General features: G+C 66.6%; 7 protein-coding genes and 1 pseudogene. 2 read left to right on the top strand and 6 right to left on the bottom strand.

The window, feature by feature from the left end; all coding sequences use genetic code 11:
* Positions 1-7: 7 nt before the first annotated feature.
* On the bottom strand, positions 8-1,117 hold the full coding sequence (locus tag W930_RS0116590; RefSeq protein ID WP_023597191.1) for an ArsO family NAD(P)H-dependent flavin-containing monooxygenase: 1,110 nt from the start codon (positions 1,115-1,117) through the stop codon (positions 8-10).
* On the bottom strand, positions 1,114-1,995 hold the full coding sequence (locus W930_RS0116585) for a helix-turn-helix transcriptional regulator (protein ID WP_330220683.1): 882 nt from the start codon (positions 1,993-1,995) through the stop codon (positions 1,114-1,116). The genes W930_RS0116590 and W930_RS0116585 overlap by 4 nt, the downstream gene beginning before the upstream one ends.
* A gap of 117 nt (positions 1,996-2,112) precedes the next feature.
* Here W930_RS0116585 and W930_RS0116580 point away from each other — a divergent pair, with 117 nt between their 5' ends.
* Both W930_RS0116580 and W930_RS0116575 read left to right on the top strand, forming a co-directional pair.
* A complete protein-coding gene (locus W930_RS0116580; RefSeq protein WP_023873368.1) occupies positions 2,113-3,519 on the top strand; it encodes an NAD(P)/FAD-dependent oxidoreductase in 1,407 nt (468 codons plus the stop codon).
* Between the two features lie 57 nt (positions 3,520-3,576).
* Entirely contained in the window at positions 3,577-4,440 is an 864-nt protein-coding gene (locus W930_RS0116575) for an NAD(P)H-binding protein (protein ID WP_023597194.1), read from the top strand.
* A 75-nt stretch (positions 4,441-4,515) separates the two neighbouring features.
* Here the strand turns inward: W930_RS0116575 and W930_RS0116570 are convergent, their stop codons facing one another.
* The 4 genes and pseudogenes from W930_RS0116570 to W930_RS29225 all read right to left on the bottom strand — a co-directional run bounded on the left by W930_RS0116570 (position 4,516) and on the right by W930_RS29225 (position 13,795).
* Entirely contained in the window at positions 4,516-5,364 is an 849-nt protein-coding gene (locus W930_RS0116570; protein ID WP_023597195.1) for an esterase, read from the bottom strand.
* A complete protein-coding gene (locus tag W930_RS31160; protein ID WP_023873367.1) occupies positions 5,345-6,547 on the bottom strand; it encodes a glycosyltransferase family 9 protein in 1,203 nt (400 codons plus the stop codon). The genes W930_RS0116570 and W930_RS31160 overlap by 20 nt, the downstream gene beginning before the upstream one ends.
* Before the next feature lie 129 nt (positions 6,548-6,676).
* Positions 6,677-7,441, bottom strand: a pseudogene (locus W930_RS31155) (tetratricopeptide repeat protein); the annotation flags it as partial.
* 183 nt (positions 7,442-7,624) lie between these two features.
* Positions 7,625-13,795: an autotransporter domain-containing protein gene (locus W930_RS29225; protein WP_023873366.1), complete on the bottom strand. Its 6,171-nt coding sequence runs from the start codon at positions 13,793-13,795 to the stop codon at positions 7,625-7,627.
* Between the last annotated feature and the right edge of the window lie 82 nt (positions 13,796-13,877).

Below are 13,877 nucleotides of genomic sequence, written 5' to 3'. Positions count from 1 at the left end.
ACGACGCTCACGTCTCCCGGCTCGGTGTGACCGCAGCCCCTTGCGCGCCGAGATACGCCACCACTTCCTGCGCCGTGGCACGAGCACTTCGCATCACGCCGATCAGCGTGGCCGAAGCGTACCCGGTCCATTCTCCGTAGCCGACGAGCCACAATCGAGGTTCGTCGACGGCACGCGTGCCCGTCACGCGAATCGTGCCGTCGGCGTTGACGATCGACAAGGCGCTCAAATGCGCCAGCGCGGGCCGAAACCCGGTGCACCAGATGACGACGTCGACCGGCGAATGCGTGCCGTCCGACCAGATCACGCCGTCTTCGACGAAGCGCTCGAACGGCCGTACCGCGTGCAGGACGCCTCGTTCTCGCGCCGCGCGCACCGAAGGCACCATGACGATATTCGCCAGACCGCTGTCCGGATAGGGGTCGGGCAAGCCACGTTGGGCGGCCTGCCAGCGCGCGGTCGCTCGCTCGAACAGCACACGGCCGTCGACGTCGTCGGGCAGGAACGTCGGCGGTTCGGGGGTGACCCAGACCGATGCGGCAACGGCAGAGACTTCCGCATGAATCTGCGCCCCCGAATTGCCGCCGCCGACCACCAGAACGCGCAGGCCGCGCAACGCCTCCGGACCGTGATAGTTCGCCGAATGCCATTGGCGACCGCGAAACGAGGATTGGCCGGGGTATGACGGCACATGCGGCGCGTGCCACGACCCGGTGGCGCTGATCACCGCACGCGCCAGCCAGTCGCCACGATTGGTGTGCACGCGCAGCCCGTCGACCTGCGCCGTGACCGAGACAACCTCGACTGGACGCTCCACCGGTACGGCATAACGTGTTTCGTACTCCTGCAAATACGCCACGACTTCGTCGCGCGACGGATAGTGCTCCGCGCCGCCTCGCATCGGCCATCCCGGCAGCGAACTCCATTGCGCCGGCGAGAAGAGCTGCAACGACGGCCAGGCGCGCTGCCAGGCGCCCCCCGGCCCGGGCTGGTCGTCAAGCACGACGTAATCCACCTGCCAGCGATGCAGAAAATACGACGTCGCCAACGCCGACTGGCCGCCGCCGACGACCAGGGCATCCACGGTGCGCAACGGCACCTCGTCACGCTGCGTCATGCCACGCCCTCCTCGCCCTCATCGTCCCACCGCGTCTGCGGCCCCACCTGACGGAAATAACGTCCGGGCGACTCGCCGAAGGCCCGCCGGAACATCGCAATGAAGTTGCTCGGTGTGGAATAACCGAGCGAATCGGCGACCGCGCCGACGGCCTCGCCATTGGCGAGTCGATCCAGCGCACTCACCAGCCGCGCCTGCTGGCGCCACTGCGTGAAGCCCATGCCCGTCTCCGTCACGAAAAGCCGTCTTGCCGTGCGCGCCGACACGCCTGACTGCCGGGCGAGCGAATCGAGCGACGTATGCGCGCCAAGATCGTCGAGCACCGCGCGCGCCACGCGTATCGCCCGGGCATCGGTCGGCATCGGCAACCCGAGCGCCTGCTCGGGCGCGCGTTGAATCTCGTCGACGAGCACCTGCGCAAGACGCCTTTCCGCATCCGTAAGCGTATCTCGCATCGCCCACGACACCGCCCGTTTGACCAGTGCCGCCAACAGCTCCGAAACGCCGACAACACATGGCGTCCGTGGCAGGCCGGTCGCCGCGCTGGGCGCCACGAGCACGATCCATCCGCTGACCACGCCGGTGAGCGATACGCGGTGCGTCATGCCCGGCGGTATCCATCCGGCGCGATATGGCGGCAGCACCCAGGCCCCGAGCGGCGTGTGAACGTGCACCAGGCCCGAGTGAATGCAGAAGAGCTGCCCCCGCAAATGGGAATGCCAGTCGAGCTCCCGCGTGCCGATCCGGAACAGACTCCGCTCCTTGTCGTGGCCACCGAACGCCCAGACCGGCGGCCCGTCAAGGCGGTCGTTCGGCTGGTATTTGGCGAGCGGCGATTCCGACAGCGACATCAGGGGGGGGATTTGGCTAGCCTCCATCATTTTGTCCGGAAATCATTGTTTTATGACCAAACAATGTTATCAGGTCGACAGTGCTCGCGCCGACAATGAACGCATCGTCACAGCCGGCCCGCACCATCGGGGCCCATTCACCTCATGACCGCCTTGCATGTCAACATCATCGGCGCGGGCCTTGGCGGCCTGTGCCTTGCCCAGGGCCTGCGCCGGGCAGGAATCGCCTTCGACGTCTACGAGCGCGACGCCTCATCCGACGCCCGCTTCCAGGGCTATCGTCTGCGCATCGACGCCGACGGCCTCGACGCCCTCGCCGAATGCTTGCCGGACGAAGCCCTCGTGCGCATCCGCGAGCGCGCCGCCGTGGCGCGGTCCGGCGGCCGCTTCGTCACGCCGCAGCTCGACGATGCCGACGTCGTTCTTCCACCCAGTTGGCACGAGGCCCGGGCGAATGCCGGCTTGCCTTCGCCAAGCGACCAGGGTCGCCGCCGCCGCGGCGCCGCAGGCAAGGCGGCGCGGCACCTGCCCCGGACCGACCACATTCCGGGCGACCTCAGCGTGCATCGACAGACGCTGCGGGAAATTCTGCTCGACGGCATTCGCGAGCGCGTCCATTTCGGAAAATCGTTTGCCCGCACGACCTCAACCCCGGACGGCCAACGCGTTGCGCATTTCGACGACGGTTCGCGCAGCCGCGCCGGTCTCGTGGTTGCCGCCGACGGCAGCCATTCGCGCGTGCGCGAATCCGTGCTGCCCGGCATGGCGCCTCGCGACACCGGCAACGTGTGCTGTTACGGCCTGACGCCGCTCACGACCGCGATGCTCGTGCTCATGGACCGTCACGGCGAGGCGACCGTGATGGAGGGAAGCACCGTGGTGTTTGCCGACGGCTTCGCCGTCGTGATCGAGGCGATGCTCTTTCGCCGCCCCGACAGCGAGCGTGCGCAGGCGCCGCTGCCCGGGCCGGAACGCATGCCGCTCTCACCCGTGCCGGACTATCTGTACTGGGCCTTCATCGGTCCGGCGTCGACGCTGCTCGGCGCGTCGCGCACGAACGGTGCGAACGGTGCGAACGGTGCGAACGGTGCGAACGGGGCGAACGGGGCGAACGTCCAATCCGACGAAACGCTCACGCTTGCGCGCATCGACGCGCTGACCGATGCGTGGCATCCGCATCTGCGTTCGCTTTTCACGTACGCCTCGCCCGACACGATCCGTACGCTGCCGGTACGCAGCACGACAAGCCCGCTGCCATGGCAGATCGACGGCGTGACGGGGCTGGGCGACGCCGTGCACACGATGAGCCCCGCAGGCGGTCTCGGCGCGAATACGGCACTGCGCGATGCCGCCCGGCTCACGACATGGCTGCACGACGTTGCACGAGGGCGCGCCTCGCTTGCCCGCGCCATTTCGCGATACGAGCGCGACATGTGCGAGCGCGCACAGGAGGCCGTGCGACTGGCCGACGCGGGCGCCGCCTTGCTCAACGGTCGCCGTCATCCCCCGCAAGCAACCCAGCCAGCCCCGGCCGACGCGATCCATCTGTGAACCCGGCGCGCTCCCGTGTTACAAATACGGCAACGTGACTGCGCGCCAGGAGTAACCATGTACACCGTAATGGGTATCACGGGACGAGTCGGCGGAGTGATCGGACACGATCTGCTGGCGGCCGGCCGGCCGCTGCGGGCGATTGTTCAGGATCCCGTCAAATCCAGTCGATGGGCAACGCTGGGCAGCGAGATCGCAGTGGCCGAGCATGGCGACGTCGACGCCCTCACGAACGCATTTCGCGGCAGCGAGGCGGTGTTCGTGATGCTGCCGCCGAACGCCGATCCGGAGCCGGACTTCTCTCACGCACGACATCTGATCGACGCCATTCGCCAAGCGCTGGCCGCCACGCGCCCCAGGCGTGTGGTCTGCCTCTCGAGCATCGGGGCGGACAGCGAGGTGCCGAGCCTGCTCTCGGCGCTGCACATGTTCGAGACGGCCATGGTGTCGCTGCACCTGCCCGTCACCTTCCTGCGCCCCGCCTGGCTGATGGAGAATTTCGCTTGGGACATCGCGCCCGCGCGAGAACGCGGCGAGCTGCCGAGCTATCTCGCGCCGGTGGATCGGGCGATACCGATGGTGTCGACGAGCGACGTCGGTCATTTCGCTGCCCGCGCCATGCAGGAGGATTTCGACGACGAACGCGTTTGGGAGATCGAAGGGCCTCAGCGATACTCTCCCGACGACATCGCCGCGGCACTGGCCCGTGCGCTGGTGCGCGACGTGAGCGCCGAGGCCGTGCCGCGTGCCGGCTGGGACCCGCTCTTCCGTGCGCAGGGCATGCGCAATCCGCTGCCGCGCATCCAAATGCTCGATGGCTTCAACAACGGCACCTTTCAGTTTCGCGACGACGGGAAACACACGCTGCGTGGCGAGGTGACGCTTCTCGAAGCGATCACCGCGCTGGTGCGAGAGGCCTGAGCGAGGGCGCACCACCACGCACCACCACGCACCTCCGCGCGGCTACACCGCTTCAGACACGCCGAGCCACGCCGCTCAAGGCGATACCGCGCATGCGGGCGTCCGCGCGAGCAACGCCGGCCAGCGCGCCGCCCAATCGCCGTCATGCGCCACGCCGTTGACCACCAACGTGCGGACGCACCGGCCGCCGACCGCGGCGGCGAAGCGCTTCGCGACCTCCGGTGGCACGACCGTGTCCTGTGCGCTGCTGAAGTGCACCTGCGCGACGCCCGACAGACGTGCGGCCTCATCGATTGGATTGAGCGATGCTGGCATCGGCGACACGCCGTGGATTCGATTGACATATGCCACGTCGAGATTGCCCGCCACCGTGCGCAGCGATACGACGTCGTGGCGGCGCGCGGCAATGAGTGCGGCAATCGCGCCGCCGCCTGAAAAGCCGACGAGGCCCAGACGCTGTCCGGGCACGCGCGCGGCGATGCGACCAACGGCGTCGTTCATCGCGTCGACCACTTCCGGCGCGAACCGCTTGCCGGTCCAGTACGCCACGTTGCACGCCGGGTTTCGAGCCATTGGCGTGAACTGACAGGGGCGAGCGAGATAGACCACGTTCGGTGACGTATCCGCGGCGGCCAGGGCGAGTCCGGTTGCCGCGACAGGCGTTGGGTCGGGCGACGGCTCGGTGCGCGACAACCAGGCCAGACCGTCCCCCTCGATATAGATGCGCACCGGCGCGTCGGCGCGCGCGATACGCACAAACGCGGTCAGCACGAATGCTCCGCCCTGCACCGTTTCCCGATGCAGTCCTGCGGGGCCGGCCAGCGCCTGCGCATGCGCGTCCCGATCAAGGCTGGCGCAGCCCGAGAGCGCGGCCGCCGCGACAGCGCACGCGCCGATCCAGGCTTCAGCGCGCATGGTCGTCATGCGCCGTCTCGCGCGATGCGGCCACGAAGGCGTCGAGCGCACGCGCCGTCTTCTCGACGACGGGCGTCCACTCGGCACGCGCCGTCTGGCGAAACAGGCGCATCCCTGGATACCAGGGAGAATCGTCGCGCCCTTCCAGCCATCGCCAGTCGGGTACGAACGGCAGCAGCACCCACACGGGGCGTCCCATCGCACCGGCCAGATGCACGGGCGACGAATCGACGGAGATCAGCAGATCGGCCAACTGGAGAATGGCGGCGGTGTCCTCGAAATCGCGAATCTCGTCGCCGAGCACAACGACCTGCATGCCGTCGGGCGGAGCACTCGCCTGCGCGCTCGCCGGTCCCTTCTGAATCGAGAGAAAGGACGCACCGGATGCGCCCAACGGCGCCAGTTGCGCGAGCGTCATCGAGCGATTGTGGTCGTTCACATGCTCGGGACGCCCGGCCCAGACGAGGGCGACCCACGGCCTGGGCACGTCGGCGAGACGCTCGCGCCAGAGGGCCACGCGCGCCGGATCGGCGCTCAGATACGGCATCTCGCCCGGAAGATCGTCGAGCCGAAGCCCCATTGCCATGGGCAGGCTCATCAGTTCGCAATGCAGGTCGAACGCTTCGGTCAGCGAGCCACGCGCGACGATATCCTCGTCACCCCACATCCGCTTCGCAATGGACAGCGCCTCGGCATTGACCTCGAAAATCACACGCGCCTGACTGCGCTCGCGCGCCCAGCGCGCCATGCGCATGAACTGGAAGGTATCCCCGTATCCCTGTTCGTCGTGAATGAGGAGCGTCTTGCCGGGAATCGGCTGTCCGTCCCATCGAGGCCGCTGCACCTTGCGCTCGATCGACTGTGTGTGCTCGAGACTGTAGCGATACCGATACTCGCGCCAGCCGCGCTCGAAGTCGCCGAGCAGCAATAACGCTTCGGCAAGATCGAACCGGTTCGACAAATCGCCCGGCACCTGACGCGCGAGCATGTCGAGCACGTCGCAACCTTCACGCGTTTTCCCTTGCGCTCGCAGCACCATCGCCAGCAGGCGCCAGACCGACATGGGCGCAACGCCCTCGGCCACGGCTTCGCGCAGCAAGGGCTCCGCGCCTTCGTAATCTTGCGCCGCGACCAACGACGCGATGGCGCGCTGACGCTCGGTCTGGACTTGCGTCGGCGCCGGCGCGTCGATTGCGGACGTGGCCGCGCCAGCGTCGGCGTGCCCCTGATCGCGCCCGGCGACGTCGGCCTCGACGGCGGCGAGCGCCGCGCGGGCGCCGACATTCTCGGGCACGATTCGCACGGCCTCGCGTGCCGATGCGAGTGCTTCATCGAGACGTCCCAGGAGTCGCAGAATGCACGCGCGCGCGACGAGTGTCGACGGATGCTGCATGGCGAAGGCCGACATCACTTCCACGATCTGCCATGCGCCGCCCAGATTGCCGCGCGCGAGTTCGATGTCGGCGAGATTGCGGTAGGCGTCGACGAATTGCGGGTCGATTTCAATGGCGCGCCGCGCCATCGCGGCCGCTTCGTCATGACGTTGCTGCGCACGCAACAGCGCCGCCAGATTGCTGTGCACGTCGGCGCGCTGTCCGTCGAGTTCGAGCGCACGCCGGTAATGCCGCTCCGCTTGCTCGGTCCGGCCCAGCAGACGCGCCGTGTTCCCGAGATTGTTCCACGCGTCGGCAGACCCGGATTGCAGTTCGCTCAGACGCTCGAGACTCGCCAGGCTCTGCGACAACTGACCGGCTTCCTGCTGCGCGATCCCCAGATTGTTCCATGCCGCGGGGAAGGTCGGATCGACCTCGACGGCCCGCTGCGCGGCGTTCAGCGCCTCGTCGAGACGTCCGGCCTGACGGTTCATCTCGGCCAGATCCGACCAACAGGCAGCCGGTGCGCCCGGCACCTTGCATACCTCGCGCAAGTGCTCGATGGCCACGTCCAGTTTTCCGTACGCGTGCGCCATCAGGCCCAGCAGGTAATGCGCGTCCGGATGCCCGGGGGACGCCGCGAGCACGCGTCGGCACAGGATTTCGGCTTGCGGCGCCTGCCCGGCCTGCCAGTGAGTGCGTGCACGGACCATGGCCTCGGCGAAAGTGATCGTTTCCGTGGCGGGCACGGTCGAGGCGTTTGGCGAAACCGGAAGGGCGGGGCTGGAAGACATCGGAACGATGGGCGGGCGGTGGCGGACCGCAAGATACTTCCACGGCGCTCGCCATCGTGTCAACGATGGCGAGCGCCGGTGTCGGGTCACGGCACCAAGCCGTCAGAAGCGTTGCTGGATGCGCACGATGCCCGTGTGCGATACGAAGCCAGAGCCGGCCTGAAGGTTATAGCGGATCGATGCACTCATGTTGCTCGCGCGCATGAGCGTGAGGCCCAGCGAAATATCGGCAAGATCCGACACGGGCGTCGCGCCCACCGTCGTGAACGCCGTCTGCCCTGACGGATCGGCGGCGAAGCTCGCCCCCGTCGACAAGCGCGTGCGATTGTACTCGTGCACCCAGCGCACGCTCAGCTCCGGCATCCACGTGCCCGACGACGTCTCGAACGGGACACCGATCTTCGCCCCCAGCGCACTGCGCACCGAGCTGGCGCTCGCGCTGCCCACCGAGAGCGCCGCACCATTGCCACCGCTTTCCGTGTAGCCGGGCTGATTCAGGTGGCTGTAGCTCAGGCCCACCAGCGGCGTCACGATCGCGCGCCCCACCGCCAGCGGCCAGCCGAACTCCGCGCTGCCGACGTACTGCTGCCCGTTGAAGCTGCCGCCCGCCGCGCCGTTGAAGCCCTGCATCGACACCAGACGCGTGGTGTTGTAGCGCTGCATGACCACCGAGCCCGAGAGATTCACGTACCACGGCTCGCCGGTATAGGAGGCGTAGCCGATCAGTCCGTACCCGTTGACGCTCGTGTTGTTGCCCGACGTGGCGCCGTCGTTGTTGATGACCGTGCGCGAGAACTGGAATGCACCGCCCGCGCGCCAGCGGTCGCCGAAGGCGCGGTCCGCGCCAATGAGCAGGCCACCGTAATTGGCGGCGTAGCCGTCCATGCCGTCACGCTCGGACTGGCTGGCGTGGCCGCCGAACGCCTGGCCCCACACGCCCCAGTTCACAGCAGCGTCGCCCGTTGCAATCCCGGTCCCCCCGGCCGAGGCCGTGCGCAGACCGTTGACGTGGGCACTCACCACACTGAGCGCGTCGATCGCGGCGGCCCCCGCGGCGCGTGTCACTTGCGACGGCGCCAACTGATTGCCCACACGGTTGGCCGACGCCGTCGAACCATCGGAGAGCGAACCCAGCGTCGCGTTGTACAGGTTGAGCAGTTGCGCATTGCTCACGCCGGTATAGCCGAGCAGCCCTCGCAACGCCGACTGGGCGTTCTGCGTCGAAGCGATCGTGGCATTGGTGCGCGGATCGAACGACGGGATCTGACCACCAGCGTTGCCGCCAGCGCCGCCGCCAGTGGTGCCGGCACCGCCGCCCGTACTGCCGCTATTGCCACCATTGCCGCTATTGCCGTTGTTGCCGTCGTCCTTGCCCGCGTTCGGATCGGAGACCACGGTCAGCACCAGATCGCGCTTCGTGCCGTTGGCCACGTTCGCGCCAGTGGCGCCGAGCGTCGTCGAGCCGTTAACGCGATAGCTCAGCGAGCCTTCGTTGTAATTGGCCGTACCGGCGGTGTCGATCACGACATAGCGCTGGCCGACCGCGAACGAATACCCGAGCGACTGCAACGCGATGCTGGAGCCGGGTGCCAGCGTCGTATTGCCGGTGACTACGAGCCGGCCATAGCCGCTGTCGGTCGTCATGTCGCCGGTCGTCACCGCATTGCTCGCCACACCGACCTGCAGCGTACCGCCCGCGGCCTGGTCGAAGTTGCCATCGACGTTGAGCGTTCGGTTGATCTGCAACACCGACGCGTCGTTGTGCACCGTACGAACACCGCCAAGGTCAAAGTGGTCGTCGAGCACCAAACGTCCCCCTGTGAAGCGGGTGTCGGCATTGGTGCTCACGATGGTGCCCGGGAAAACGCTGCCAAAGCCGGTCAGGGTGCCGTAAGTGCCATCCGTTGCGCCAGCGATCTTCAACACGTTGGGCGAGCGATTGATGATCCAGCCGGCGATCGTGCCGGCGTTGTTGATCGCATCGATGGACGACGTCGTTGCCTGGTTCGAGATCGCGCCGCCGACGCCCGTGATCAGGCCTCCCGCCTGGTTGTTGATCGTGCCGATGGACGCATCGTTGTAAATCCCGTAATAAGCGCCCGAGATCGTGCCGGCGTTGTTGATCGCGCCGATCGTGCCTGCGAACAGCGTGCCGCCAATCCATTGCGACGCGTTGTTCAGGCCCACGGCATACTGGCCCGGCACGCCGGTGCCTGCGGTGATCGTACCGCCGGCCAGGTTGTTGATGGCAGCGATCGAACCGCCGTAGTTCGCAAGGCCATACATCTGCCCGATCAGGGCGCCGGTGTTCTCGATCAGACCGAACGACGACGGCCTGGCCAGATCGCCGGACGCCGCCAGCATCACCCCCGTGTAGCCGGTGATTCGCCCGCTGTTGGTGAGCACGCCCCACTCGCCCGTGCCCCACACGCCCACGCCATTGGAGGCGGTCGTGGTCGCGGCGATCGTGCCGGCGTTGACCAGTGTCGTGAGCGAACCCGTGTTCGCAACGCCCAGCGTGGCGCCCTGGATCAGGCTGCGGTTCTCCAGACGCGCAAGCGCACCGGTGTTGTTCACGCCACCGAGGTTGTCGGACACGATGGTGCCCACGTTCAGGATCGTTCCGACCAAGCCGCCCGCATACAGGCCCGAATTGGTGCCGCCGGACGCCGAAATCACGCCGTTGTTCACCACGCTGTCGACCTGACCGCCGTTGCTGGCAATGCCCAGTGCACTCTTGCCAGCGATGGTGCTGGCAATCGTGCCCGTGTTCGTGATCGTGCCGAGGTGACCGGTAATCGACGCCTGGGCCGTGCCGCTGACGTCGAGATTCGCGCCGTCGAAGCGCCACTGCGACGCATCGCCGCCAGTCACGCCCGCCACGAGATTCGTGGTGCCGTTGACGACGCCGAGGTACTGCGGCGTGAAGAGCGTCACGAGCAGCGTGGTGCCCTGGTGCGCACCGTTGGCCGCGAGCGTCGGGTTGCCGTTGATCACATAGCGCAACGTGCTTTCGTTGTAATTGATCGTGCCCGCCGTATCGATGACCACGTAGCGCTGCCCTGCGGCGAACGCGTACCCCATCGATTGCAGCGCGATGGTCGAGCCCGGTGCGATGTACGTACTGCCGCTTACGAGGAGACTGCCGTAATTCAGCGAGTCCGCGCCCGCCACGCCGATCTGAAGCGTGGCGTTCGCGCTCTGGTCGTAATTGCCGAAGATCGAGAGCGGACGATTGACCTGGAGCAACGAACCGACGTTGTGCAGCGTGCGCATGCCGGTCACGTTGCCGCCGATCGTGGTGCGCAGTTCGAAATCGTTGTTTACCAGCAGGTTTCCGCCGGTGAGTCGTACGTCGGCGTTGGTACTCACGATGGTGCCCACATTCGCACCGCCACCGAAACCGGTGAATGTGCCGAACGTGCCGTCCGTTGCACCGCTGATACTCAGTTCGTTCTGGGAGCGATTGATGATCCAGCCGGCAATCGTGCCCGCGTTACGAATCGCGCCGATCGACGCCGACGTCGCCTGGTTCGAGATGGCGCCACCCAGACCAGTGATCACGCCGCCTGCCAGGTTGTCGATCAGACCGATGTTGCTGCCGTTGGAAATCCCGTAGTAGCTGCCGGCGATCGTGCCTGCATTGCTGATCGTGCCGATCGTACCCGCCAGCAGCGTGCCGTTGGCGGTGAGATCGAGGTTCTCGATGCCGGAGACAATGGTGTTGCCCGTGCCGCCCGTTCCGGTGATGGCGCCCCCTGCCTGGTTGTCGATCTTCGTGATCGTCGAGCCATTGTTCGACAAGCCGTTCTGCGCGCCTGTAATCACTCCGCTGTTCGTCAGCAGGTCGAGCGTCGCAGGGGCCGCAATGGTGGCCGAGGCGTAATTCACGAGACCGTTCCAGCCGAGGATAAGCCCTTGGTTGGTCAACTGCCCCAGATGCCCCGTATTCAGGGCGCCATAACCGGTACTGGCGCTCATCGTGCCGGTGTTCTGCACCGAGGTCAGCGAGCCATAGTTCGCAAGACCGTCGAGCACGCCCGTTATCGTGCCGGTGTTCTCGAATGTGGTCATCGTGCCGGTGTTGTTCACCGCATCGCGCGTGCTCGTTCGCACTGCGCCGTGGTTCACCAGCGTGCCGACGGTGCCGCCGTTGAAGAAGCCCGAGTTGTTCGGCCCGGTCGACGCGATGGTCCCATCGTTGACGAAGCGGTCGACCGAGCCGTAGATCGCGGCAATGCCCATGGCCGACGTCCCCGTCAGGGTCCCGGTGTTCGCGATCGTGCCGATCGAGCCGACGACCGTGCCGAACGTCGAGCCGGTGATCGAGACGTTGGTGCCGTCGAACGACCACCCGGTGCCGCTGGACGGTACCCCCTTGAGCAGACTGGCGGTCCCGCCGATCGTGCCCACGGCGCTCGGCGCGATCAGCGTCACGATCAGATCGAGATAGCTCCCGTTGGCCTGACGCACGCCGCTGCCGACGAGGGTCGACCCACTGATGACGTAGTTGAGCGACGCTTCGTTGAATGGCGAGGACCAGTCCATCGTTTCGAGCACGACATATCGCTGGCCGGACGCGAACGCGTAGCCCATCGACTGAAGCGCGATGGTCGTGCCCGGCATGAGTGTCGCCAACCCCTGCACCACAAGACGGCCATAGCCGCTGTCGGAGGTGCGGTCACCGGTCGTCGTGGCGCCCGAGCCGACGCCGATCTCGAGTGTCGCCCCCGCGTCCTGTTGATAGTTCCCGTACACCGAGATGGTGCGGTCGAGGTGAAGCCTGGCGCCGCTGTTCAACAGCGTGAACGCGTTGCCCAGGTTCACGTTGTCGTTGAGGATGAGATTGCCGCTCGCGAACCGCACGTTCGATGTCGGACTCTCGAGCGAGCCGACGGAAGTGCCGTCGAAGCCGGTCAGCAAACCGTAGCTGCCGCCGGCGTCACCGTTGATCGTCAATTCCGCCGAGCCGTTGTTGACGATATTGCCCTGGATGGTTCCGGCGTTGTTGATCGTGCCGATCGTTCCCCCGCCGGCGGCAATCGCGATCGCGTTGAGCCCGCGGATCACGCCGCCGCTGTCGTTGTTGATGGTGCCGATGCGGCTCCCGGCCGCTCCCGTCACGATGCCAGTGCCTGAAGCCCCCCCATCGATGCGCCCGGTGGCGAGGTTGTGAATTTCATCGATGGAGCCCGAGTTCTGGATAGCGCCGCCATAACCGGTGATCGTGCCGCCGTTGACGATCGAACCGAGGGTCGCGTTGTACACCGTCCCGCCGATGGTCGTGGTCGAATTGTTCAGACCGTAGACCGAAGCGCCCGCGCTGGTCGCGTCAATCGTGCCATAGTTGCTGAGCGAGGTGATGCCGCCGCCGGCATTGTAGACGCCGACAAGACCGCCCGTGATCACGCCGGTGTTCGTGATGGTCCCCACGGACACCGGGGCGGCGGTAGTGCGTTGATTCAACACGCCGTAATCGCCTGAGATCGTGCCGCCCGTCTGATTCGTCAGGTTGTCGATCCGCCCTGCGTTGCTGATCGCGGCTTCGTTCCCGCCAAGAGCGACGCCAATCCATCCCATGTTGCCGAGGTTCGAAATGGTCCCTTGGTTCAGCACCCCCGCCCGCCCGGGGACGTTGTTGTTGACCGAGATGGTTCCCACGTTGGTGAGCGTGCCGAGCTGGCCCGAATTCAGTACGCCGAGCGTGCCGCTGACGATCTGGCCGTAGTTGGCGAGCAATCCGATGGTGCCGCTCGATTGCACGCCACTCTGGTCGCCGTAAATCAAACCGTTGTTGATGAGCCTGCCAAGCGCACCCGACACCGACACCCCCGTGGCGGTGCCGATGATCGTGCCGTTATTGGTGAGCAGCGAATCCAGGCCGACAGGTGTCCTGATGAGCGCCCCGACCGTATCGCCCCTGAACGACACGCCCTGGTCGAGGACGATCTCGCCGAAAGCCCCCGTGAAATTCACGCTGCGCGTACCGTCGACGAGGACACTCAGGATGTTGCCGTCCCAGTCCCACGTTTGCCCGCCATCCTGCACGCCCCTGTATAGCTGGGTCGCCTGCCCGTCATATCCGGTCACCGAGCCGACCGTCTGCGCCATCGCCGCACCGGAGGCCGCCATCAAGGCAGCGGCTGCGACCGCTGCCCTGCGGGCGCGCCGATCCACGCTGCGCGTCGCCTTCCCGTGGCTGCAGGCCACCTCGGAAGCGACTTGATACATCCCCAGACTGGTGCTCCACACCACGCGGTAAATGCGATTCATACGATGCCCCGGCTCACTGTGCCTATGTCGATGTGTTGGATGACGGAATTCGGTATGACTTCCCGAAGCCATACCTGTCCCC

It is taken from the genome of Pandoraea sp. E26 (genome assembly GCF_000681415.1).
Classification (GTDB): domain Bacteria; phylum Pseudomonadota; class Gammaproteobacteria; order Burkholderiales; family Burkholderiaceae; genus Pandoraea; species Pandoraea pnomenusa.
The sequence above is the reverse complement of the archived record's forward strand: the minus strand, read 5'-3'. Positions and strand labels throughout refer to the sequence as shown.